At 65.8% G+C, this 23,908-nt stretch carries 21 protein-coding genes; 19 read left to right on the plus strand and 2 right to left on the minus strand.

Annotated elements, in window-relative coordinates:
• The first annotated feature begins 4 nt into the window (after positions 1-4).
• Genes GNZ21_RS05860 through GNZ21_RS05870 form a run of 3 tightly spaced genes read left to right on the plus strand, consistent with a single transcriptional unit; the run spans position 5 to position 3,477 of the window.
• Positions 5-799, plus strand: coding sequence for a LamB/YcsF family protein (locus GNZ21_RS05860; protein WP_157322276.1), 795 nt, complete (start codon positions 5-7; stop codon positions 797-799).
• Positions 799-2,529, plus strand: coding sequence for a 5-oxoprolinase subunit B/C family protein (locus GNZ21_RS05865; protein ID WP_157322277.1), 1,731 nt, complete (start codon positions 799-801; stop codon positions 2,527-2,529). The genes GNZ21_RS05860 and GNZ21_RS05865 overlap by 1 nt, the downstream gene beginning before the upstream one ends.
• Before the next feature lie 9 nt (positions 2,530-2,538).
• Positions 2,539-3,477 (plus strand): DUF368 domain-containing protein, encoded by a 939-nt coding sequence (locus tag GNZ21_RS05870; RefSeq protein ID WP_188503367.1) that lies wholly within the window; start codon positions 2,539-2,541, stop codon positions 3,475-3,477.
• On the opposite strand, the gene tmk is transcribed toward GNZ21_RS05870, so the two are convergent.
• Entirely contained in the window at positions 3,467-4,111 is a 645-nt protein-coding gene (gene tmk, locus GNZ21_RS05875; protein ID WP_188503366.1) for a dTMP kinase, read from the minus strand. The genes GNZ21_RS05870 and tmk overlap by 11 nt on opposite strands.
• A 54-nt stretch (positions 4,112-4,165) precedes the next feature.
• Between tmk and GNZ21_RS05880 the strand changes: the two genes are divergently transcribed.
• The 3 genes from GNZ21_RS05880 (at position 4,166) to GNZ21_RS05890 (ending at position 6,519) form a co-directional block, all read left to right on the plus strand.
• Positions 4,166-4,480, plus strand: coding sequence for a DUF2516 family protein (locus tag GNZ21_RS05880; RefSeq protein ID WP_157322281.1), 315 nt, complete (start codon positions 4,166-4,168; stop codon positions 4,478-4,480).
• A gap of 114 nt (positions 4,481-4,594) precedes the next feature.
• A complete protein-coding gene (locus GNZ21_RS05885; protein WP_157322379.1) occupies positions 4,595-5,341 on the plus strand; it encodes a phosphoglyceromutase in 747 nt (248 codons plus the stop codon).
• A gap of 215 nt (positions 5,342-5,556) precedes the next feature.
• Positions 5,557-6,519, plus strand: coding sequence for a PDDEXK family nuclease (locus GNZ21_RS05890; protein ID WP_157322283.1), 963 nt, complete (start codon positions 5,557-5,559; stop codon positions 6,517-6,519).
• 101 nt (positions 6,520-6,620) lie between these two features.
• On the opposite strand, the gene phoU is transcribed toward GNZ21_RS05890, so the two are convergent.
• On the minus strand, positions 6,621-7,277 hold the full coding sequence (gene phoU, locus GNZ21_RS05895) for a phosphate signaling complex protein PhoU (RefSeq protein WP_157322285.1): 657 nt from the start codon (positions 7,275-7,277) through the stop codon (positions 6,621-6,623).
• Positions 7,278-7,444: 167 nt separating this feature from the next.
• Here phoU and GNZ21_RS05900 point away from each other — a divergent pair, with 167 nt between their 5' ends.
• The 13 genes from GNZ21_RS05900 to GNZ21_RS05960 all read left to right on the plus strand — a co-directional run bounded on the left by GNZ21_RS05900 (position 7,445) and on the right by GNZ21_RS05960 (position 23,823).
• Complete coding sequence (locus tag GNZ21_RS05900) at positions 7,445-8,707, plus strand: sensor histidine kinase (protein WP_373868350.1); 1,263 nt, start codon at positions 7,445-7,447, stop codon at positions 8,705-8,707.
• Between the two features lie 24 nt (positions 8,708-8,731).
• Positions 8,732-9,412: a response regulator transcription factor gene (locus GNZ21_RS05905; protein WP_157322287.1), complete on the plus strand. Its 681-nt coding sequence runs from the start codon at positions 8,732-8,734 to the stop codon at positions 9,410-9,412.
• Positions 9,413-9,463: 51 nt separating this feature from the next.
• Positions 9,464-10,288, plus strand: coding sequence for an aldo/keto reductase (locus GNZ21_RS05910; protein WP_157322289.1), 825 nt, complete (start codon positions 9,464-9,466; stop codon positions 10,286-10,288).
• 92 nt (positions 10,289-10,380) lie between these two features.
• The gene (gene purH / locus GNZ21_RS05915) at positions 10,381-12,015 is read left to right on the plus strand and encodes a bifunctional phosphoribosylaminoimidazolecarboxamide formyltransferase/IMP cyclohydrolase (RefSeq protein WP_157322291.1); all 1,635 of its coding nucleotides are present in this window, start codon (positions 10,381-10,383) and stop codon (positions 12,013-12,015) included.
• A 2-nt stretch (positions 12,016-12,017) separates the two neighbouring features.
• On the plus strand, positions 12,018-13,352 hold the full coding sequence (gene mgtE / locus GNZ21_RS05920; protein WP_157322293.1) for a magnesium transporter: 1,335 nt from the start codon (positions 12,018-12,020) through the stop codon (positions 13,350-13,352).
• Positions 13,353-13,444: 92 nt separating this feature from the next.
• Positions 13,445-15,661 carry an NADP-dependent isocitrate dehydrogenase gene (locus tag GNZ21_RS05925; protein ID WP_157322295.1) on the plus strand — a complete coding sequence of 739 codons (2,217 nt, stop codon included), beginning with the start codon at positions 13,445-13,447 and terminating at the stop codon, positions 15,659-15,661.
• Between the two features lie 93 nt (positions 15,662-15,754).
• Positions 15,755-16,738, plus strand: coding sequence for a TIGR03885 family FMN-dependent LLM class oxidoreductase (locus GNZ21_RS05930; RefSeq protein WP_157322296.1), 984 nt, complete (start codon positions 15,755-15,757; stop codon positions 16,736-16,738).
• Complete coding sequence (locus GNZ21_RS05935; RefSeq protein WP_157322297.1) at positions 16,738-18,426, plus strand: alpha-amylase family protein; 1,689 nt, start codon at positions 16,738-16,740, stop codon at positions 18,424-18,426. Before GNZ21_RS05930 ends, GNZ21_RS05935 begins: the two co-directional genes overlap by 1 nt.
• Before the next feature lie 80 nt (positions 18,427-18,506).
• Positions 18,507-19,373: a hypothetical protein gene (locus GNZ21_RS05940; protein ID WP_157322298.1), complete on the plus strand. Its 867-nt coding sequence runs from the start codon at positions 18,507-18,509 to the stop codon at positions 19,371-19,373.
• Positions 19,366-20,403, plus strand: coding sequence for a hypothetical protein (locus tag GNZ21_RS05945; protein WP_157322299.1), 1,038 nt, complete (start codon positions 19,366-19,368; stop codon positions 20,401-20,403). The genes GNZ21_RS05940 and GNZ21_RS05945 overlap by 8 nt, the downstream gene beginning before the upstream one ends.
• Before the next feature lie 88 nt (positions 20,404-20,491).
• Positions 20,492-20,965 (plus strand): Fur family transcriptional regulator, encoded by a 474-nt coding sequence (locus GNZ21_RS05950; protein ID WP_157322300.1) that lies wholly within the window; start codon positions 20,492-20,494, stop codon positions 20,963-20,965.
• A gap of 55 nt (positions 20,966-21,020) precedes the next feature.
• On the plus strand, positions 21,021-23,288 hold the full coding sequence (katG, locus tag GNZ21_RS05955) for a catalase/peroxidase HPI (RefSeq protein ID WP_157322303.1): 2,268 nt from the start codon (positions 21,021-21,023) through the stop codon (positions 23,286-23,288).
• Between the two features lie 334 nt (positions 23,289-23,622).
• Entirely contained in the window at positions 23,623-23,823 is a 201-nt protein-coding gene (locus tag GNZ21_RS05960; protein ID WP_157322305.1) for a hypothetical protein, read from the plus strand.
• Positions 23,824-23,908: the final 85 nt, after the last annotated feature.

Below are 23,908 nucleotides of genomic sequence, written 5' to 3' on the forward strand. Positions count from 1 at the left end.
TTTCATGAAGGGGCTCACCGTGGCCGCCCAGCCCAGCATTGACCTCAACGCCGACCTCGGCGAGAGTTTCGGATCCTGGCAGATGGGCCAGGACACCGCCATGCTGAGCCTGGTCTCCAGCGCCAATATCGCCTGTGGCTTCCACGCCGGTGACCCTGTGACGCTGCGACGGACCACCCAGGCCGCCGCCGAGGCCTCCGTGACGGTGGGTGCCCACCCCGCCTATCGGGACCTGGCCGGATTCGGCCGCAGATTTGTGGACGCGGCGGCCGAGGAGCTCACCGCCGATGTGTTGTATCAGCTCTGCGCCCTGGACGGCATTGCCGCCGCTGCCGGAACCGGGGTCCGCTACCTCAAGCCCCATGGTGCCCTCTACCACGCATGCCACAGCCACCCGGGCCACGCACGGGCTGTGGTGGAGGCGCTCACCGCCTTTGCTGAAGCCACCGGCCGGGCGCTGCCGCTGCTGCTGGCCCCCGGCGCTCTGGCTCACCGGCTGGCCGCGGAACGGGGTCTTCCCACCCCGCAGGAGATCTTTGCTGACCGGGCCTACCAACCGGACGGTACGCTGGTCTCCCGGCGCGCACCAGGTGCCGTGGTCACCGATATCCCTGCGGTGGCCGAGACAGTCCAGCGTTATGCAGAGGAGGGCACCATCATCGCTGCCGACGGCACCAGCCTGCAGATCCAGGCCCAGAGCATCTGCCTGCACGGGGATACCCCCGGTGCGGTGGCCATAGCAGAGGCGGTGCGCGGGGCACTCTCCGGCGCTGGGGTCGTCGTCGAGAGCTTCGTCTGATGGAAACCCTGCTCCGCGTGGGCCAGCGGGCCCTGCTGGCCGAGTTCGGCTCTGCTGCCGAAGTGCTGGCCTTTCACCGCCACCTGTCAGCTAAACCGCTGACTGGGCAGCTTGAGGCGATCCCCGCAGCCAGGACTGTTCTGCTGAGCTTCCGTACCCGGCTGCAGGCCCAGGAGGCCCAGCGGCAGCTGCGCCGTATCCGGCTCCGACCCGGGGCTCCGGAGGAGGGCCGGGAGGTGGAGCTCCGTGTCCACTACGACGGTGCGGACCTCGAGACCGCCGCCCAGCATCTGGGACGCAGCGTCCAGGGACTCATCGACTGGCACAGCAGCACCCGCTGGATGGGCGCCTTCGGCGGCTTCGCCCCCGGATTCACCTACTGTCTGCCGGAGCAACTGGTGGCAAAGCGCCGGCTGCGAAAATCTGATCTCGCCGCCGCCGTACCGCGGCTGCAGACCCCTCGCACCGAAGTGCCGGCAGGGGCAGTGGGGCTGGCCGGGGAGTTTTCCGCCGCCTACCCGCGCAGCAGCCCGGGAGGCTGGCAGCTGATCGGCACTACTGACGCCCCTCTCTGGGACATCAACCGAGCCGAGCCGGCCCTGATCCGCCCAGGGGACACGGTGCGCTACCGTCCGGTCCCCGAACGGATCACCGTGAGCTCTGGGACACAGACAGGCCTGCCTGCAGTACCAGCCAGCGATGTGGTGCTGGAAGTGCTGACACCTGGTCCGCAGACTCTGCTGCAGGATCTGGGCAGGCCCGGCCACGGCGAGCTCGGCGTCCCGCGCTCTGGGGCGGCCGATCTGCAGGCCCTGCGCCAGGCCAACCAATTGGTCGGCAACCCGGAGGAGGCAGTCGGCTTCGAGACCCTCTACGGTGGACTCGAACTGGCGGTGCAGCAGACCTCGATACTGTCCGTCACCGGCGCCGAAACCAGCCTGACGATCATTACCCCGGCAGCGCCGGCGACCTCCAATATGGCTTCCGGCAGCACCGGCCAGCCCGAACAGACCCGGGAGGTCCCGCTGCGGGCGCCCTTCCTGATCTACGCCGGGGAGCGGCTGCGACTGAGCACCCCGAGCCGTGGACTGCGCAACTATGTGGCCGTTTCCGGGGGAGTGGCGGCGCCGGCAGTGCTGGGCAGCGCGGCCACAGATCTGCTCTCCGGTCTCGGACCGAAGCCGGTCTCCGCCGGTCAGCGCTTCGCCCTGGTCGGAGCCCCTTCAGGATTCGTAGGAATCGCCGATGTTGCTCGAACTGCGCTCCCGGAGCCCGGGGTCCCGGCCACCCTGCGGTTCGTCCCGGGCCCGCGGGATGAATGGTTCGCCGCCAAGCACGGAAATCCGGGGCTGGAAGCCCTGCAGTCGCTGACCTGGGAGGTCTCTGCAGACTCGAACCGGATCGGACTGCGCTGTACTGGTCCCGGCGGCGGGCAGGATTCGGCCGCCGCCCCCGGGGTCGCTGCTGGCAGCAGTTCGGGGACCGTCACGGAGCCTCCTATAATGCGCACTCAGGAGGGGGAGCTGCCCAGCGAGCCGGTGGTGCGCGGGGCCATCCAGGTCCCGCCCTCAGGCCAGCCGGTGGTGTTCCTGGCAGACCACCCGGTGACCGGCGGCTACCCGGTGATCGGCGTCGTCGTCAGTGAAGACCTCGGCCTGGCCGCCCAACTGCCCCCCGGGACCGAACTCCGCTTCCGTGCCGTGGATCCCCTTACCCTCGACGCCCTGTAGGCTTCCCCCGTGAAGGACAAGAACGACCACACCCCGGCCCAGCAGCAGTACCGGCGGACATCCATCGGCGGCAATGTGATTCGCGGCGGACTGATCGGCATCGTAGAGACCGTACCGGGGGTCTCCGGCGGCACCGTGGCCCTGGTGGTGGGCATCTACGGCCAGCTCATCGACTCCGCCTCGGCCATCGTCTCCGCGGTCCGCAGCCTGATCACCGGCCCAGACCGGGCGCAGAGCTTCCGCACCCAGATGTCACTGGTGCACTGGTCGGTGGTGATCCCGGTGATTCTCGGAATGCTGCTGGGCCTGTTCACCGCAGTGCAGTTCATCGGCGGCTGGGTGGAGAGTCATCCCGAGCTGACCCGCGCCGCCTTCTTCGGCATGGTGCTGGTCTCCTTGGCAGTGCCGTTCCGGATGGCCCGCGGCTCTGCCGGAGGGCGTCTGGCCGCAAGGCACTGGCTCACCGGACTTGTGGCTGCCGCAGTGACATTCGTGCTGGTCTCCCTGCCCCCCGGGCAGGTGGAGCCGCGCTGGTGGATCGTGCTGCCAGCGGCGGCAGTAGCTGTCTCCGCACTGCTGCTGCCCGGACTCTCCGGGTCCTTCCTGCTGCTGACCTTCGGGCTCTATCAGTCCACCATCGCCGCCGCCCGGGACCTGGACCTCAGCTACCTGGCGGTGTTCTTCGCCGGGATGATGATCGGGCTGGTGAGCATCGTCAAAGGGCTCAAATGGCTCCTTGACTACCACCACACCGTGACCATGGTGGTGCTGGCCGGGGTGATGCTCGGGGCGCTGCGCACCCTCTGGCCCTGGCAGACTGAGGACCGCGGACTGCTGGCACCGGATGAGCTGCTGGCACCTGCGGCTGGGTTGGCAGCTGCCGGGGCGGGCGTCGTCGCCCTCCTGCTTCTGGTGGACTGGCGGCTGGGCCGCCGCACTACCGCCTGAGCCGGGCTTCGATATGGCTGCGGATCTCAGTGTGGACCGCCGCCACTGACTGCCTGGCATCCAGTACCAGGTAGCGCTCCGGGGCGCCTGCCGCCCGATCCAGGAATGCCTGACGCAGTGCAGCGTGGAAGGCAATATCCGCTGACTCAATCCGGTCCCCGGCTGCCCCGCCGTCGCGGCCGGCGCGCCGCTGAGCCGAGAGCGTAGGGTCCAGGTCCAACAGCACCGTGACATCAGGCTGCAGGCCCTGGGTGGCCCAGGCGTTGATCTCGGCCACCTCCGCGACGCCCAGTCCGCGGCCGGCCCCCTGGTAGGCGAGCGAGGAATCGATGTACCGGTCGCAGAGCACCACTGTTCCCGCCTCCAGGGCAGGGGCAATCTTCTGCGTCACATGTGCGGCACGGGAAGCAGCGAACAGCAGGGCCTCAGTCCGCGCATCCACCTCGCCCTGACCGTGCTCCAGCAATAGGGTCCGGATCCGCTCTCCGATCTCGGTGCCCCCCGGTTCGCGGGTACGCAGCACCGGGGTGCCGGTGCCGCTCAGCCATTCCTCCAGCAGCCGAAGCTGCGTGGTCTTGCCCGCGCCCTCGCCGCCCTCGAAGACCACAAACAGGCCTTTGCTCTCCTCAGTCACGGACCACAGCCTATCGGCAGCACGCGCCGGCCGCGGCTGCGATAGCATTGGGGCATGTCACAGCTCTGGGTCCTCGCGTTCCTCGCCGACTACTACATTCAGCTGGCATTCATTGTGGTCTGCGTGATCCTGGCCCTCCTCGCGCTGCTGCGCTGCCTGCCCAAGAGCTCAGACATGTTCTTCGTCCAGGGCAAGCGGACCAAGGGCTTCTGGCTGGGCATGACCGGCGCCGCGCTGGCCCTGAGCGTGCTAGGCCTGTTCTCCCATCTCTCCCCACCTGGGGCATTCAGCCTGCTCTTCCCGGTGATCGGCGCCTGCATGGCCTCGGTGTACCTAGCGGATGTGGACCCGGCGGTCAGCAGCCAGTAACAACCTCTCGCGCAGGGTTGAGTAGGCCCGGCGGGCAGCCGAATCCCGATAGAGTGGTGACCGGAGACAACGGCGTCGTGACCTCACAACCTCAACCACATGGGAGCACCGGCAATGAGCTATGACCTGATCCTGCTGCGGCACGGCCAGAGCGACTGGAACCAGAAGAATCTGTTCACCGGCTGGGTGGATGTGCCGCTGACCGAGACCGGCCGGGCCGAGGCTGCCCGCGGCGGTGAACTGCTCAAGGAGCACAACTTGCTTCCCGATGTGGTGCACACCTCACTGCTGCAGCGGGCCATTTCCACTGCGCACCTCTCCCTGGAGGCCGCCGAGCGGTTGTGGATCCCGGTCAAGCGTGACTGGCGGCTGAACGAACGTCACTACGGCGCACTGCAGGGCAAGGACAAGACTCAGATCCGGGACCAGTACGGCGAGGAGCAGTTCATGATCTGGCGGCGCTCCTACGACACCCCGCCCCCGGAGATCGATGCGGAGGATCCCTACAGCCAGGCCGGTGACCCGCGCTACGCCGACCTGGGCGACGCCGCCCCCAGGACTGAGTGCCTCAAGGACGTGGTGGAGCGGTTCATCCCCTACTACGAGTCCGAGGTGATCGGCGATCTCACGGCGGGCAAGACTGTGCTGCTGGCCGCCCACGGCAACTCTCTGCGCGCCCTGGTCAAGCACCTGGACGGGATTTCTGACGAGGACATCGCTGGGCTGAACATCCCCACCGGCATCCCGCTGCACTACCAGCTGGATGAGAACTTTGCCCCGCTCAACCCCGGGGGTCAGTACCTCGACCCCGAGGCTGCGGCAGAGGCGATCCAGGCCGTGGCCAACCAGGGGAAGAAGTAGACGGCGCCCTGCTCCGAATCATGTAGCGAAACTGTGGAAACTGAGGTCGAGAACGGCCGGGTACCCACAGTTTTGCTCCGTCATCTGCCGGTTGCCGGCGCTGCAGGTTTGGGCACGGCCTCAGTCCAGGAGCGCTGTCACCACGATCCTCCGAGTTATCCACAGGGTTGTGGAATTCTCCGGCGCGACTGTGGAGGTCCGGCAAGACTGGAGGCATGAGACCGCCCTCGCCGCTCCCCGCTGAACTGATCGGACAAGTGTTCACCCGAGGTGAGGCCGTGGCCCTCGGCGTCTCCGATCTCAGACTCAGGGCTCGGGACATCAGGAGAATCGCGCGGGGGATCTATCAGCATCTTCCCCGGCGATTGTCCGCACCGCCCGGCGATTCCACCGTCGAAGGCGCAGCTGAGCTGCATGCCCCGGCGATGCTGCACGCGCTGTGCCGCCGCACGGGCAAGGTTCGGGTCAGTCACATCAGCGCGGCGAGGCTCTATGGGCTTCCCATCCCTCAACGTTTCCACGATGAGGACACGGTGTACCTCGCCGGAAGCGGGCCCTCGCACGGCGGTGCAGAGGACCCCCAGGTGATTCTGCACCGCAGGCAGCAGGTGCCTGACTGCTCCCATCTGTTTCAGGGGGTGCCGGTCACGCCGCCGGCAGAGCTGTTCGCTGAGCTGGGCCGGTATCTGCATGTGCCCGAACTTGTTGTGGTGGGGGATCAGCTCGTTCGGATCCCTCGAGCGCGGTTTGAAGGGCGGGACCAGCCGTGGTGCACAGTTGAGGACCTGGGGGCAGGGGCCAGAGCCGGGAGGTTCCGAACCGGAGTTCTGCGTGCCCGGAAGGCACAGGACATGGTCCGCGTGGGGTCCGATTCTCCGGCAGAGACGTATATGCGACTGGCGATCGTCCATGCCGGACTGCCCGAGCCTGAGCTTCAGATAAGGCTGCATCCGCAGGACAGGTACTCACCTGTGGGGGACGCCGGCTATCGGAAGGCGAAGATCGTACTGCAGTACGAGGGTGCCCACCACTACACCGCTGCGCAGCAGGCCCGGGATCAGCGGCGCAATGCGGCGTTTGAGGCCGCCGGGTGGAGAGTGATCCTGATGAACTGCGTGGATTATCAGGAGGGGTTCCGCGCGGTGACCCGGAGGCTGTACCGGCTGCTCAACGGGTGAGTGAAAAATCCTGTAGAGAAACTGTGGGAACTGAGGCCGAAAGCGGCTGAGTTCCCACAGTTTCTCTACGTAATTCTGGAAGACGGGTTCTGCGACCCAGCTCAGGCGGTGGGCGCGGCTTCCCACTCCCCGGTGACCAGGTACTGGATCTTCCGGGCCACTGAGACCCCGTGGTCCCCGAAGCGCTCAAAGTAGCGGCTGGCCAGGGTCACATCGGCAGTGGTGGCCGCGGAGGCATCCCACTCGGGGCGGGCGATGGTGATGAATATCCCGGCATGCAGATCATTGATCTGCTCGTTAAGTGCGTTGATCTGAGGCACCAGATCCAGCTGGCGGGTCACCATCAGCTCCACCAGCTTCTTGGCGATGGCCACATCTTTCTCAGCCATCTCGCGGTAGACCTCCACCAGCGGGGCAGGGGCCACCGTATCCGGGTAGCGCAGCCGGGTCAGCTGGGCGATGTGCCGGGCAAGATCGCCCATCCGCTCCAGAGAGGTGGACATCCGCAGCGCACCCACGATCAGTCGCAGATCCGAGGCCACCGGGCCCTGCAGAGCCAGCAGCTCGATCGCCTTCTCATCCAGGTCGTTCTGCTTGGCATCGATGCGGGCATCGGCAGCGATGACTTCCTCGGCCAACTGCACATCCGCCGTCTCGAACGAGCGGTAGGCCTTCTCCATGGCTTCGGCCACCAGAACGGCGATATCACTGAGCTGGTCGCCCAGATTGTGGAGTTCTTCCTGGAAGAGCTTGCGCATAGTGTGATAGGTCCTTTCCTCATGCGAGTGCGCCATCATCTTCGCCCCGCCGGATGAACGACGCCCCGCCAACAAGGCAACCAGAAGGTGAACAGACCGTGAACTGTTGACCATAGGGCCACTCCGGGGCAACGTCCTGGTGAATTTTCCGCCTAAGCTGGTGGACTGTGGATTCCCTGCTGATCGCTGTGCTCGCCGGCGTCGTCGGCCTCGCCATAGGCGTGGTGGGCATGCATGCCTTCCGAGTCAGCGAGCGCCAGCGGGCCGAGGGCATCGATGTGGACGAACCGGCTATGCCGGAGGGTGCCACTGAGGTGCTGGCCTCGTTGGGACTGGCCTACATTGTGGTGGACACCGTGGACGGGGTGCTGCGGGCCAATCCGGCCGCCTATGCCTTCGGCTTGGTGCGCGGCCACACTGTGGTCCACCAGGAGGTGCTGGGCCTGACCGCCAGGGTCCGCGGCGACGGAGTGATCATTGAGGAGCAGCTGGAGCTGCCGCGGGGGCTGCAGGGCGAAACCTCCATTGTGGTCAGCCTGCGGGTGGCCCCTTTGGGCGATGAATACATCCTGGTGCTGGCCGATGACCGCACCGAGGTCTCCCGCACCGAGGCGGTCCGCAACGACTTCGTGGCCAATGTCTCCCACGAGCTGAAGACCCCGGTCGGAGCGATCAGCCTGCTGGCCGAGACCATCGAGGACGCCGCTGACGACCCCGATGCGGTCCAACGCTTCTCCAAGCGGCTGCACAAGGAGTCCAACCGGCTGGCCGTACTGGTCCAGGACATCATTGAGCTCTCCCGGGTCCAGGGTAAGAACGTGGTGCACGCCGGGGTCCCGGTGGACCTCAACGAGGTGCTCGCCGATGCCGTGGACCGTTCCAGGCTGCCGGCCGAGGCCAAGCAGATCGAGCTGCGGGTGGGCGGGACCCTGCCCCGGCGGGTGCACGGGGACCCGGACCAGCTCACTATGGCCTTTCGGAACCTCATCGACAATGCCGTGCGCTATTCGCCCGAGGAGACCCGGGTGGGCATCGGTCTCTCCTCTCGCGACGGCATCGCCCAGGTCACCATCACCGATCAGGGCATCGGCATTGCACCGGAGAACCAGGAACGCATCTTTGAACGGTTCTACCGGGTCGACGCCGCCCGCGCCCGCTCCACCGGCGGCACCGGCCTCGGGCTGAGCATCGTCAAACACGTCATCGGCAATCACGGCGGCGAGGTGGCCCTGTGGTCCCAGCCCGGGCGCGGCTCCACCTTCACTGTGCGCCTGCCTGAGCTTGAGGAGGGACTGGACAGTCTCAGCGGGCTGGGTGAGGACGACGACGCCGCAGTCGGCGATCTCGCCGGAACGTTCAGCCGCGAGCCCGGGGAAGCCTCCCAGGGCTCCAGCACCTACACCGCGAAGAAGCAGCCGCCGGCCGAATAGGCGGCACTAAGAAGAGGAGTGAACTTGACCAGGATTCTCATTGTCGAAGACGAGGCTTCATTCTCCGAGGCACTGTCCTACACCCTGCAGAAGGAGGGCTACGACGTGGTCGTGGCCGAGGACGGCACTGAAGCCATCGAAGTCTTTGACAGAGAAGGCGCCGATCTGGTGCTGCTGGACCTGATGCTGCCCGGCCAGCCCGGCACCGAGGTCTGCCGCCAGATCCGGCTGCGCTCGGCGGTGCCGGTGATCATGCTCACTGCTAAGGACTCCGAGATCGACAAGGTCGTGGGACTGGAGCTCGGTGCCGACGACTACGTGACCAAGCCCTACTCTTCACGGGAGCTGTTGGCCCGAGTCCGGGCTGTGCTGCGCCGACATGTGGACACTGAGCTGGATGACTCCTCCACTATCGTTGCCGGGCCGGTGAGGATGGACATCGAGCGGCATATCGTGGAGGTGGCCGGGCGCAGCGTGAACCTGCCGCTGAAGGAGTTCGAGCTGCTGGAGATCCTCATCCGCAATGCCGGCAGAGTGCTGACCCGCGGCCAGATCATTGACCGGGTGTGGGGCTCTGACTATGTGGGCGACACCAAAACTCTGGATGTCCACGTCAAGCGGCTGCGCTCCAAGATCGAGGCCGATCCGGCCAAGCCCCGGTTGCTGGTCACCGTCAGAGGACTCGGCTATAAGTTTGATGCTTAGCATCCAGTGCAGGTCCGGACGGCAACAGGCTCGAGGCGTAGGATCAGGACTATGACGACGACGCTGCCGCTGAACTCAGGTGCCCAGATCCCCCAGATAGGCTTCGGAACCTCCCAGGCCGCCGATGCCGCCAGTTCGGTGGCCGAGGCGCTGCGCGCCGGCTACCGGCATATCGACACCGCTCAGATGTACGGCAACGAAGCCGGTGTAGGCGAAGGGGTCCGTGCCTCGGGCGTGCCGCGCGAGGAGGTCTTCGTCACCACCAAGCTCAACAATGGGCACCATGCCCCGGCTGACGTACACCGCACCTTCGAGGAGTCTCTGAACCGGCTCGGCTTCGACTATGTGGACCTGTTCCTGATCCACTGGCCGCTGCCCTTCCTGGAGACCGACTATGTGGAGACCTGGAAAGCGATGCTTGAGCTCCAGGACAGCGGCCGTGCCCGCGCGGTGGGTGTCTCCAACTTCCAGCCGGAGCACCTGGAGCGGGTCATTGAGGCCACCGGGGTCACGCCCGCGGTCAACCAGATCGAGGTTCATCCTTATTTCGCCAACGATGAGCTGCGCGCCTTCTGCCGGGAACGGGGCATTGTGGTGGCGGCATGGAGCCCGCTGGGCAAGGGCGCGGAGCTCAGCGATCCGGTGATCACCCAGCTGGCCGAGAAGCACGGGCGCACCGCCGCCCAGGTGATCCTGGGCTGGCATCTGCAGCGGGGCGACGTCGTAATCCCCAAATCCGATAACCCGGAACGTATCCGGGCTAATCGGGACCTGGCCGGTTTTGAGCTCCCGGCCGAGGACCTCGCTGCGATCACTGCCCTGGACAAGGGCGAGGCCGGCCGGCGCAGCCCCCATCCCAATGAGTTCGGCAAATAGCGCCCGGTCAGCAGATCTTTGACGCAGTCCGGCGCCAGTGCGACCGGTAGACTTGCCTCTGGCCCAGAACGGAGAGGTGTGAAGGAGCAGATATGACCAGCACGCAAGGATTCCAGCCGATCAGGCGGGCGCTCATCTCCGTATTCGACAAGACTGGACTGGCCGATCTTGCCGCGGGGCTGCACGCCGCGGGCGTGGAGATCGTCTCCACCGGCTCCACCGCGGACCGCATTGCCGAATCCGGCATCCCAGTCACCCCGGTGGAGCAGGTCACCGAGTTCCCCGAGATGCTCGACGGGCGGGTCAAGACCCTGCACCCCAGGATTCACGGCGGGATCCTGGCAGACCGGCAGAACCCGGAACATGTCAAGACCCTCCAGGCCCAGGGCATCGCCGGCTTTGATCTGGTGGTGGTCAACCTCTATCCCTTTGTGGACACGGTGGCCTCCGGGGCCTCAGAGGCTGAGATTGTGGAGAAGATCGATATAGGCGGGCCCTCCATGGTGCGTGCTGCCGCAAAGAACCACGCCTCGGTGGCCGTGGTGGTTGACCCGCTGCGCTACGGAGAAGCAGTGGCCGCAGCCCAGGGGAGCGGGTTCAGTCTGGCCGCCCGCAAACGCCTCGCCGCCCTGGCCTTCGCACACACCGCCGCCTATGACACGGCGGTGGCCCGCTGGACCGCCGCGGAGTTCAACGACGATCTCGATGCTGCTGACATCCCCGCCCCGGCCACACTGGGTCAGGGCCGGAAGGTCGAGTTCCCGCCGTTCGCTGGACTCGCCCTGGAGCGGGTCGCCACGCTGCGCTACGGGGAGAACTCCCACCAGCCGGCAGCCCTCTATGCCGAGCACGACGGCGCCCCCGGGCTGGCGCAGGCCACTGTGCTGCACGGCAAGGAGATGAGCTACAACAATTATGTTGACGCTGATGCCGCCGTGCGCACCGCCTATGACTTCGAGGCGCCGGCGGTAGCGATCATCAAACACGCCAACCCCTGCGGCGTCGCGGTGGGCGAGACCATCACCGAGGCGCATCGTGCCGCCCACGCCTGCGATCCGCTCTCCGCCTTCGGCGGGGTGATCGCGGCCAACCGTGAAATCACCGCTGAGATGGCTGAAACTGTGGCAGGGATCTTCACCGAAGTGGTGGTGGCCCCCTCCTTCGAGGCCGAGGCCCTGGAGATCCTCAGGCGGAAGAAGAACATCCGGCTGATCCAGCTCACCGCCGAGCACAGCAGGGACGCGGTGGAGTACAAGCAGATCTCCGGTGGGATGCTGCTCCAGGCCGCTGACACCTTCCAGGCCGCCGGTGACGATCCCGCCCGGTGGGAGCTGGCCGCCGGCCCCGCCGCGGACAACGCCCAGCTTGAGGACCTGGCTTTCGCCTGGCGGGCGATCCGATCGGTGAAGTCGAATGCGATTCTGTTGGCCAAGAACCAGGCCACTGTGGGCATCGGCATGGGCCAGGTCAACCGTCTGGACTCCTGCCGGCTCGCGGTGCAGCGGGCCAATACACTCGGCGGCGAGGGGGTGGAGCGAGCCCAGGGTTCAGTAGCCGCCTCAGACGCGTTCTTCCCCTTCGCTGATGGGTTGCAGTCGCTCATCGCCGCGGGGGTCACGGCCGTGGTTCAGCCCGGCGGCTCCCAGCGCGATGCTGAAGTTGTCGCTGCCGCCGAGGAGGCCGGCTTGACCATGTACCTCACCGGCGCCCGGCACTTCTTCCACTGATCATGGCCGAGCAGATCGGGGAGCTCGAAGGCCTCATCCGCGATGAGCGGCTGCGGGATCTGCGCATCGCCCTGGACCAGCTCAACACCGGGGATATCGTCGACTTCCTGGAGCGCCTGGGGGTCAAGGACCGTGCCGTGACATTCCGGCTGCTGCCCAAGGACACCGCCGTCGAGGTCTTCGACATGCTGGACCAGTCGCTGCAGCACGAGATCATCGAGGGCCTCAAGGACGGCGATGTAGCCCACTTCTTCGAGTCCCTGGACCCCGATGACCGGGTCCGGCTGATGGATGAGATGCCGGCCTCGGTGGCCCGGAAGATGATGCGCCATCTGGACCCGCGTGAGCGCAGCCTGACCAATATCGTGCTGGGTTACCCGGACGGCACCATCGGGCGTCAGATGTCCCCGGAGTTCGTGGCCATCCCCGAGCACTGGAGCGTCAAACAGGCCCTTGAGAAGATCCGGCGGGTCGGGGCAGATGCCGAGACCGTGTACACCCTGCCGGTGGTGGATCGGGCCCGGCTGCTCAAAGGGGTGGTGAGTCTGCGCCAGCTGATGGTCACCGGGGAGGAGACCGTCATCAGCTCGATCATGTCGGAGGCCGACTCCGTAGATGCTGACCACGAGGCCGAGGATGCCGCCCGCCGCTGCGCCGACCGCAAGCACCTTGCAATGCCGGTCACAGATAAGGAGCACCGGGTGGTGGGTATCTTCACCGTCGACGACGCCCTAGACATCTTGGAGCGCGCCGAGAGCGAGGACGCGGCCCGCCACGGCGGTGCCGAGCCGCTGCACCGGCCCTACCTGTCCACTCCGGTGCTGCAGATCATGCGCTCACGCATCGTCTGGCTGTTCGTGCTGGCCCTGGGCGCCACCCTGACTGTGCAGGTGCTCGACACCTTCGAGGAGACCCTGGAGCAGGCAGTGGTGCTCGCGCTGTTCGTGCCGCTGCTGATCGGCACCGGGGGCAATGTGGGCAACCAGGCGGCCACCACCATCACCCGAGCGCTGGCATTGGGCGATGTCACCACCCGCGACGCCTTCAAAGTGCTGTGGTCAGAGGCACGCGTGGGCATTACTCTGGGGGCGACTCTGGGCGTACTGGGCTTCGTGGTGGCTGGGCTGGCCTATGACTGGGAGACCAGTGCGGTGATCGGCCTCACGCTGCTGTCAATCTGCACCCTGGCGGCTTCCACGGGCGGGCTGATGCCGCTGCTGGCCAAGAAGCTGGGAGCTGATCCGGCCGTGTTCGCCAACCCGTTCATCACCACCTTTGTGGACGCCACCGGACTCATCGTGTACTTCATGATCGCCATGGCGGTTCTGGGGCTGTGAGCCGGCTCCGCCGGCGCGCGCTGGAACGGACAACATTGATAGATTGAACCTGATACGTCTGCACGTTCCGACCTCGAGGGAGCTGCCGCTCTATGGCAAAGATCATCTACACCAACACCGACGAAGCACCCATGCTGGCCACCTACTCGCTGAAGCCGATCGTGGAAGCCTTCGCCTCCACCGCCGGTGTGGAGATCGAGACTCGAGACATCTCGCTGGCCGGGCGCATCATCTCCCAGTTCCCCGACTATGTCGGCGAGGACAAGGCCGAGGCTGACGCGTTGGCTGAGCTGGGCGAGCTGGCCAAGACCCCTGAGGCCAATATCATCAAGCTGCCCAATATCTCTGCCTCCGTCCCCCAGCTCAAAGCCGCCGTGGCCGAGCTGCAGGCCGCCGGCTATCGGCTCCCTGACTACCCGGAGTCCCCCCAGACCGACGAGGAGAAGGACATCCGGGCCCGCTACGACAAGGTCAAGGGCTCCGCCGTCAACCCGGTGCTGCGCGAGGGCAACTCCGACCGCCGGGCCCCGGCCTCCATCAAGGAGTATGTGCGCTCCAACCCGCACCGCATGGGCCAGTGGAGCGCTGACTCCAAGACCGAGGTCGCCACGATGGGCGAGAAGGACTTTGCCTCCAATGAGCAGTCAGTGGTCATCGACTCCGCCGACACCCTCACCATCCAGCACGTCGGCGCAGACGGCACCGCGACTCCGCTAAAGGAGGGCCTGGCCGTGCAGGCCGGTGAAGTGGTAGACGGCACCTTCATCTCCGCCAAGGCCCTGGATGCATTTCTCGCAGAGCAGGTGGCCAAAGCCAAAGAGCAGGACGTGCTCTTCTCCGCTCACCTGAAGGCCACCATGATGAAGGTCTCCGACCCGATCATCTTCGGCCATATCGTCAAGGCTTTCGTGCCCAGCATCTTCGAGAAGTACGGTGATGAGTTGGCCGCCGCGGGGCTTTCCGCCAATGACGGACTGGCCTCCATCCTCAGCGGTGCCGAGAAGCTCGGCGAGACCGGTGCCGCCATCAAGGCCGAATACCAGAAAGCCCTGGAGGCTGGCCCCCGGATCTCCATGGTCGACGACCGCAAGGGCATCACCAACCTGCATGTGCCCTCCGATGTGATCGTGGACGCCTCCATGCCGGCCATGATCCGCAACGGCGGCAAGGTCTGGGGCCCCACCGGCGAGACCGATGACACTCTGGCCGTTATCCCGGACTCCAGCTACGCCGGGGTCTACCAGGCCGTCATCGAGGACTGCAAGGCCAACGGCGCCTACGATCCCACCACGATGGGCACTGTGCCCAATGTGGGGCTGATGGCGCAGAAAGCCGAGGAGTACGGCTCCCATGACAAGACCTTCGAGATCGAGACTGCCGGCACCGTCCAGGTGGTCAACGCTGCCGGTGATGTGCTCATCGAACACCAGGTGGAGCCCGGCGATATCTGGCGGGCCTGCCAGACCAAGGACGCTCCCATCGCCGACTGGGTCAAGCTAGCAGTCAACCGGGCCCGGGAGACCGGCTGGCCGGCCGTGTTCTGGCTGGACGTGAACCGCGCCCACGATGCCAACCTGATCTCTAAGGTCAAGACCTACCTGGCTGAGCATGACACTGAAGGCCTGACCATCGAGATCCTGGATCCGGTGGCCGCCACCAAGTACTCCCTGGAGCGGATCCGCCGCGGCGAGAACACCATCAGCGTCACCGGCAATGTGTTGCGCGACTATCTCACCGATCTCTTCCCCATTCTGGAACTGGGCACCTCCGCAAAGATGCTCTCCATCGTGCCCCTGATGGCCGGCGGCGGCCTGTTCGAGACCGGCGCCGGGGGCTCCGCGCCCAAGCACGTCCAGCAGCTCACCGAGGAGAACTACCTGCGCTGGGACTCCCTGGGCGAGTTCTTCGCCCTGGTGCCCTCCCTGCAGAAGTACGCCGAGCAGGCTGATGCCCCCAAGGCCAAGGTGCTGGCCGCCGCCCTGGACAAGGCCACCACCACCTTCCTGATGGAGAACCGCAGCCCCGGCCGCAAACTGGGCACCATCGACAACCGCGGCAGCCACTTCTACCTGGCCCAGTACTGGGCCCAGGAGTTGGCAGCACAGAACGACGACGCCGCCCTGGCTGACACCTTCAAGCCGGTGGCAGATGCCCTGGTCGAGAAGGAGGAGCAGATCCTCTCCGAGCTCAGCAGCGTACAGGGAAGCCCGGCCGATATCGGCGGCTACTACCGTCCTGATGAGGCCAAGGCCTTCAAAGTGATGCGGCCCTCCGCAACTCTCAACGAGATCATCGACGGGCTCAAGTAAGCCGATAAGCTGCACTCAGCGATCACCCAGGTAAGTGTCGGTAAGCTCTCTGACAAGGGAGTATGTACTGACTACTTATCTGGGTGATTGTTTATGACTATCTACGGATTCCACGCATCGCAGGAACAGATCTCACCGGCCCAGCTGCTGCGGGATGTCCAGCAGGCTGAGGCCGCCGGCTTCGATGCTGCGATGAGCTCGGACCACTTCTTCCCCTGGTCCCAGCGGCAGGGCCACTCCGGGTTCACCTTCTCCTGGCTCGGCGCGGCCCTGGCCAGCACCAGCTTCCCCATCGGCTCAGTCTGCGCGCCCGGGCAGCGCTACCACCCCGCGCTGGCCGCCCAGGCCACTGCCACCCTGGGTCAGATGTTCCCGGGCCGCTACTGGGTAGCCCTGGGGGCGGGCCAGGCGATGAATGAGCATGTCACCGGTGAAAAATGGCTGGACCAGGAATCCCGCAGGGCGCGCTTAGAGGAGTCGGCAGAGCTCATCCGGCGGCTGCACCGTGGTGAATGGGTCAGCAACCACCACGGTCTGGTGACGGTTGAGGACGCCTACCTCTACGACCGGCCGGAGACCGATGAGCACCCGGAGAACACAGTTCCGCTCTACGCGGCCTGTGTCACCCCGGAGTCCGCCCAGCGGGCAGCCCGCTGGGCCGAGGGCCTTATCACCCTCAACCAGCCCGGCGGCGCCCAGGATCAGGTGCTTGAGGCCTACCGTGAGGCCGGCGGCAAGGGAACGGTTATGCTGCAGATCCACCTCAGCTGGGCCGAGACCGACCAGAAAGCCGCCGAGATCGCCCACGACCAGTGGCGCACCAATGTGTTCGGCCCGCCGCTGGACCAGGACCTGCCCACCCCGGCTCATTTTGACGCCGCGGCGGCAGAGGTGAGCTTCGAGACGGTGACCGAGGCGGTATGGACGTCGTCGTCCCTTGATGCCCATGCCGAGTGGGCTGCTCAGGCCGGCGAGAAGTTCGAAGCGATCTATCTGCACCACGTGGGCCAGGAGCAGGCCCCCTTCCTGGACGCATTCGGGGAACACGTGCTGCCCGCACTGAAAGGAGATGCCTGATGCGCATCACTGAGACTGCAGACCTCTGGTACAAGAACGCGATCATCTACTGCATCGATGTGGAGACCTATCTGGACTCCAACGGCGACGGCACCGGGGATCTGCACGGAATCACCCAGCGGATCGACTATCTGGCCGAGATCGGCGTCAACTGCCTCTGGCTGATGCCGTTCTATCCCTCCCCGCGAAGGGACAACGGCTACGATATCGCCGATATGTACGGAGTGGACTCCCGCTACGGGGACCACGGCGACCTGGTGGAGCTGATCCGGGTGGCCCATGACCGCGGCATCCGGGTGATCGCCGATCTGGTGATCAACCACACCAGTGATCAGCATCCCTGGTTCAAGGCGGCCCGCCGGTCCAAGAACAGCCCCTACCGGGACTACTACGTGTGGCGTGCCGATGATCCCGGCGACACCTCTGACCAGACGATGTTTCCCGACGTCGAGGACGGGATCTGGACGTATGACGAGCGTACCGAGGAGTGGTATCTGCACCATTTCCTGCATACCCAGCCGGACCTCAACACGGCCAACCGGCAGGTGCGCGATGAGATCGCCAAGATGATGGGATTCTGGCTTCAGCTGGGCGTAGACGGGTTCCGGGTGGATGCCGTGCCCTTCGCCATCAACCAGGAGACCCTGGTGGGCCATGATGAGCACGAGTTCGCCGAGCCCCATGACTACCTGCGCACGCTGCGCAGCTTCCTGCAGCGCCGGGCCTCCGGACAGGGCTCAGCCATTATGCTCGGCGAGGTCAACCTCCCCCATGAGGAGCAGCTGGCCTTCTTCGGCGGTGAGGACGGCGACCAGCTGACCATGCAGTTCGACTTCTTCACCAACCAGCGACTCTTCCTGGCCATGGCTCGGCAGCAGGCCGCGCCGCTGGCAGAGGCACTGCGCTCCCGGCCCACCCTGGGCGCAGAGCCCCAATACGCGAACTTCCTGCGCAACCACGATGAGCTGACCCTGGACCTGCTGAGCGACCAGGAGCGCAATGAGGTGCTCGATGCCTTCGCCCCGGAGGAGGAGATGCGCTTCGCCGGGCGAGGCCTGCGCCGCAGACTGCCCGGGATGTTCGCCGGGGACCCCCGCCGGCTGAAGATGGCCTACTCCCTGCTGTTCGCCCTGCCCGGCACCCCCGTGCTGTTCTACGGGGAGGAGATCGGTATGGGGGAGAACCTGGAGGTCCCCGGCCGGGAGGCGGTACGCACCCCCATGCAGTGGACCTCCGGGAAGAACGCCGGGTTCTCCACTGCCAAGCCCTCTGCCCTGGGCCGGGCGGTGACCCAAGGAGCATTCGGCCCGGAGCACGTCAATGCCGCGGATGCCCGCCGGGACCAGGACTCGCTGCTGCACCACATCACCCGGCTGGCCAAGCGCTACCGGGAGTCCCCGGAGCTGGGCTGGGGACAGTGCCAGATCATCGAGACCGGCGTGCCGGAGGTGCTGGCCCACCAGCTCAGCTGGGAGGGCAAGACAATGGTGCTGCTGCACAACCTGGGCTCCGAACCTGCGGTGGTCGAGTTCGTCCTGGAGGATCAGGAGCCGGGCACTGTGCTGATGGACCTGCTCAGCGAGGAGTCCTGCAAACTCGGTGCCGACCGGGACGCCCGGATGCCCCTGGACGGCTACGGCTACCGCTGGCTGCGCCTAGTGCGGGAGGGTGACCACCGACTGGTGTGAACTGCCTATCCGGCGTGGCTCAAGGGCGCGTTCAGTTTAGGCCACTATATTTCGGGAGAATGTTCCTTAGGAGGCACACAGTGAGGCGAGTAACCTTCCCCATCGCCGCCGCTGCGGCTCTCAGTCTGGCCGCCTGCGGCAATCCCTTTGACTACACCGGAGAAACCCCGGCCCAACCGGACCCCGACCGCGATTCGCCGCAGGCCGAGGAGATCCCGGCCTTCGGCGAGATCCGTGAGGAGGTCTTCACCTCGATGCTGGCCGCCGAGTCCGTGACGATCACCGGCGATGTAGAAGCTGGGGACGCCGAGCTGGACGAGCAGTTCGAGGGCCTTGACGATGACACCACCGGCCGGCTGGCCATCTCCGGAGCCCTGGACGGCACCGACTCGGAGATGAGCTTCTCCTCCGGCGGCTCCAGCTTCACCCAGCGTGCCGTGGACGGGCAGGAGTACTTCCACGGGGAGGACTTTGCCGCGCTGCTGGTCAGCGAGCTCGATGATGAGGTCGCCGAGTTGGTGGATCAAGAGTTCATGGAGGAGACCATCGGTGACTCCTGGGTGCTGTTTGAAGACGCCGAAGGGGCGGTGTTCTCTGCCGAAGAGTTCATCACCACCTGGCAGAACGAGCTGACCGGGGAAGATGTAGATGCCATGCAGGCCGAGTCTGGGCAGCGCGACGGCCAGGAGGTATGGATCTACACTGCCGACGGCGGAGCCAGCGAATTTATCGTGGCGGCCGAGGGTGAACCCTATCTGTTGTCCATCACTGATGAGGATTCACACTTCGAGTTCACCGAGTGGAATGCTTCCCCGGCTCCGGAGGTGCCGGAGAACGTGATCACCTTGGACGAGATCGTTCTGGCCATCGCGGCAGAGCAGGGCTGGAACCCTGAGGATCTGGACTTGGACAATGACGAGGACACGGAGGATGACACCGATGACTAGGACCACTGCCGCAAAGGCCAGGCTCTGGCGGAGCACCGGGATCTTCGGCGTCGCAGTGCTGGCGCTGACCGCCTGCGGGGACGATCCGGAGCAGACCACTGTTGGCGATGAGAATCCTGATGACACCGCACAGGAGAATGTGGACCCCGACGGCGCTGAGGACCAGGGCGATACCCCGGGGGAGATCGCTGATGAGGACGATGAGGAGCCGGACCCGGATGAAGCGGACGACGACGCCGCCGCCGGAGATGCCCCCGAGCTGGCAGATATTGAGGAGGAGCTCTGGGAGAACTCCGCCAGCCAGGATTCGGTGACCATCACCGCAGATGTGCCCGCCGAGCTCTTCGGTCTGGAGGACCTGGAGAACGCCGAGGAGGAGGATCTCACCGCAGAGGAGACCGAGGAATCGGACCCGGAGGCAGAACAGCCTGTCGGGGAGCCGATCCAGATCACAGTGGGTGGAGACATGGCGGGCGACGGTTCGGTCTGGGAGCTCGAGGGCCTCTCGGAGTATCTGCTCTACGACAACGGAGAGACCGTCTACCAGTCGGTGGCCTCCTTCATTGCCGAGTACCGCGCCCTGCAGCCTGATGATGCAGCCGGGCCCGATGCTGATGAGCTGGAGACCGCCCTGCAGGACGAGGGCACCTGGATCGATATGACCCTCACCCGGGGTGGAGAGATCGAGACACCGCAGCAGTTCGTGGAGGACCTCCGTTCCGAGATGCTGGGCACTGCCGGGTTGAACTCCTTGGGAGAGCTGGGAATCCAGGGCGAGGCTGAGAACCGCGATGGCCAGGAGGTCTGGGTCTACCTGCAGCAGGACGGCGAGGAGTTTGTGGAGTTTGTGATCCTTGCCGATGCGGACCAGCCCCTGCTGCACAGCATCAGCATGGATGTTGACGAGGTCCAGATGGAGATCAGCTTCACCGACTGGAACGAGTCCGAGGACCTGGCCGAAGAGGAGCCCGAAGAAGATGAGACCATCACTGATGAGGAGCTGAACTCCATCGGTGAGTCCCTTATGTAGGACGGGGCCGGACAGCCGCTGACGGTGGTCTGCCGCCGCGACGCAGGGTAATTGTGAATTACTCATAATTTGCGGCAAGATAGTTGTCATGACCACTGCGCAGCACCCCTGGCCCGAGACGCTCCGGGACTGCGGACTGCGCGTGACCCGGCAGCGCCTGGCCGTGCTCGATGCTGTGGCGGAGCGCCCGCACCAGCCTGCTGAGGCTATCCACGCCGAGGTAGCCCGCCGGCTCCCTGAGATCACCGTGCAGTCGGTCTACACCGTGCTGCACGATCTCACGGCGCACCAGCTGCTGCGCCGCTTTGACCCGCCCGGTTCCGCGGCCCGCTACGAGACGCGCACCCAGGACAACCACCACCATGCCATCTGCACCCGCTGCGGCCGGATCGAGGATGTTGACTGCGTGCACGGGGCCGCCCCCTGCCTGGAAGCCCCTGCCGGTCTGGGCATGGAGGTGGAGGTGGCAGACGTGGTCTTCCGTGGCATCTGCCGCGATTGCGCGGCCCAAGCCGGCGCTGAACCCGCCTCAGCTGCGCCCCAGCCGCTGCCAGACTCCTGAGCACTCCTGACCCTGTCCACCTGATGAGTCCTGATCCACCCAAGAGAGGAACCTGATGACCGAGAATCCCAACGGCTGCCCCGTGGTGCACAATGAAGGCACCGGGACCGCGCCCACCGCTGAGAAGCCGGCCGGCCCTCCGCACCCCACCATGGGCGGCGGCAACCGGTACTGGTGGCCGCATCAGCTCAACCTGAAGATTCTGGCCAAGAACACCCCCACCATCGATCCCTACAGCAACGATGACTTCGACTACGCCGCAGAGTTCCTCAAGTTGGACCTGGCCCAGGTGAAGAAGGACATCGAGGAGACCCTTACCACCTCCCAGGACTGGTGGCCGGCTGACTTCGGGCACTACGGCCCGCTGATCATCCGGATGGCCTGGCACTCCGCCGGCACCTACCGCGCAGTGGACGGCCGCGGCGGCGGCGGTACCTGCCAGCAGCGCTTCGCCCCCCTGAACTCCTGGCCCGACAACGTCGGTCTGGACAAAGCCCGGCGCATTCTGTGGCCGATCAAGAAGAAGTACGGCCGCCAGCTCTCCTGGGCCGACCTGATGATCCTCTCCGGCAACGTGGCTCTGGAGTCCATGGGCTTCAAGACCTTCGGCTTCGCCGGTGGCCGCGCCGATGTCTGGGAGCCCGAGGACGATGTGTACTGGGGTGCAGAGGAAGAGTGGCTGGGCAGCGAGAAGCGCTTCGCAGAGGGTGACGAGCGGGATCTCAACAAGCCGCTGGGTGCTACCCACCTGGGCCTGATCTACGTCAACCCGGAGGGCCCCGAGGGCGAACCTGACCCGGTCAAGGCTGCCCACGATATTCGAGTGACCTTCGCGCGGATGGGCATGAACGATGAGGAGACAGTGGCCCTGATTGCCGGCGGTCATACCTTCGGCAAGGCACACGGAGCCAACACGGACGACCATGTGGGCCCCGACCCCGAGGGCGCCGGACTGGAGGAGCAGGGCCTGGGCTGGCGCAACTCCAACGGCACCGGAAAGGGCGACGACCAGATCACCTCCGGCTTGGAGGTCACCTGGACCTACCACCCCACCCGCTGGGACAACGAGTTCTTCCACATCCTCTACGCCTACGAGTGGGAGGTCTACAAGGGCCCCGGCGGGGCCTGGCAGTGGCGGCCCACCAATGGGGAGGGAGACGGCCTGGTCCCGGAGGCCCACGGCGAGGGCAAGCGCGAACCGCGTATGCTCACCACCGACCTCTCGCTGCGCTTCGACCCGGAGTATGACAAGATCTCCCGGCGCTTCCACCAGAACCCGGAGGCTTTCCAGGAGGCCTTCTCCCGGGCATGGTTCAAGCTCACCCACCGTGATATGGGCCCCAAGGCCCGCTACCTGGGCCCAGAGGTCCCCGAAGAGGACCTCATCTGGCAGGATCCACTTCCTGCGGTGGACCACGAGCTGATCGACGCCGCCGATGTTGCCGCCCTGAAGCAGCAGGTGCTCGACTCGGGGCTCAGCGTCTCGGAGCTGGTCTCCACTGCCTGGGCCTCGGCCTCCACCTTCCGGCATCCGGATAAGCGCGGCGGCGCCAACGGCGCCCGCATCCGGCTGGCCCCGCAGAAGGACTGGGAGGTCAACAACCCTGAGCAGCTGGCCAAGGTACTCGGCGTCCTGGAGACCATCAAGGAGCGCTTCGACTCCTCCAACGTCGGCAAGAAGGTCAGCCTGGCTGACCTGATCGTGCTGGCCGGAAACGCCGCGGTGGAGAAGGCAGCCGCCGATGCCGGGGTGAGCATCGAGGTGCCCTTCCACCCGGGCCGCACCGATGCCACCCAGGAACAGACCGATGAGAACTCCTTCGCCTACCTGGAGCCGGTCACCGATGGCTTCCGCAACTACGTGGGGCCGGACAACTCCCTGCCCGCCGAGCACGCCCTGATCGACAAGGCCAACCTGCTCTCCCTCTCCGCTCCGGAGATGACCGTGCTGCTGGGCGGCATGAGGGTGCTGGGCACCAACTGGGACGGCTCTCAGTACGGGGTCTTCACCGACCGGGTAGGTGTGCTGAGCAACGACTTCTTCGTCAACCTGCTCGATCTCGGCAAGACCTGGAAGGCCCTCGACAAGGGTCAGCACGCCTTCGAGGCCACCCTGGACGCCACTGGGGAGACCTTCGGACGCGGCACCCGGGTGGACCTGGTCTTCGGCTCAAACTCCGAGCTGCGGGCGCTCGCTGAGGTCTACGCCTCCGACGACGCCCAGGAGAAGTTCGTCAAGGACTTCGTCGCCGCCTGGTACAAGGTCACCGAGCTGGACCGCTTCGACCTGCGCAAGCCGGCCGGAAAGACCGCAAATGCCTGATCGGAGCTGAGCGTCTCCCGGCATACCGCCACGGCGTTCACACCGCGACCTGAGGCCCCCAGCGGAGTTCCCGCTGGGGGCCTCAGCCTCTCTGCATCACCTTCTAGACCTGGAAAGAGGCTGAGCGAATCGAGCCTGTGATGCGGGTTACCTGGGCGGTGCCTTAGAGTCCTCCCATAGTTCTCCCAAAACCTCCTGTTTGGGCTTTTCTTCGCTGCAGCGTTGTGGTCATGATGGAGACAGTTCACCTCGGGATGTGCTTCACAGACCAGGTGCATGGCGGAAAGCCCGCCCAGCATCAGACCAGATGCAGTGTTTACGGAGGTAACTAGCTATGGCTGCTACCGATAACAAGCTTCGCTCCATCGCAGGGATTCTCGGCATCGGATCCATTGCTCTCGTGGGCATCACCGCCTGCGATGACGGTGGCGACACTGAGGACCCGGCCGACAACGGCGGCGTCGAAGAGCCGGCCCCCGAGGAGGATCCCGCTGAGGAGGATCCGATGGAGGAGGACACTGAGGGCGAAGGCTGATCCCTCAGCCCCCAAGCCGGAGCGCCTCAGGCGCTCAGCTTTTACGAACCCCCTTTCGGCACCGCCGGGAGGGGGTTCCCCAATG

Origin of the sequence: Nesterenkonia alkaliphila (assembly GCF_009758175.1) — a bacterium.
GTDB lineage: Bacteria > Actinomycetota > Actinomycetes > Actinomycetales > Micrococcaceae > Nesterenkonia > Nesterenkonia alkaliphila.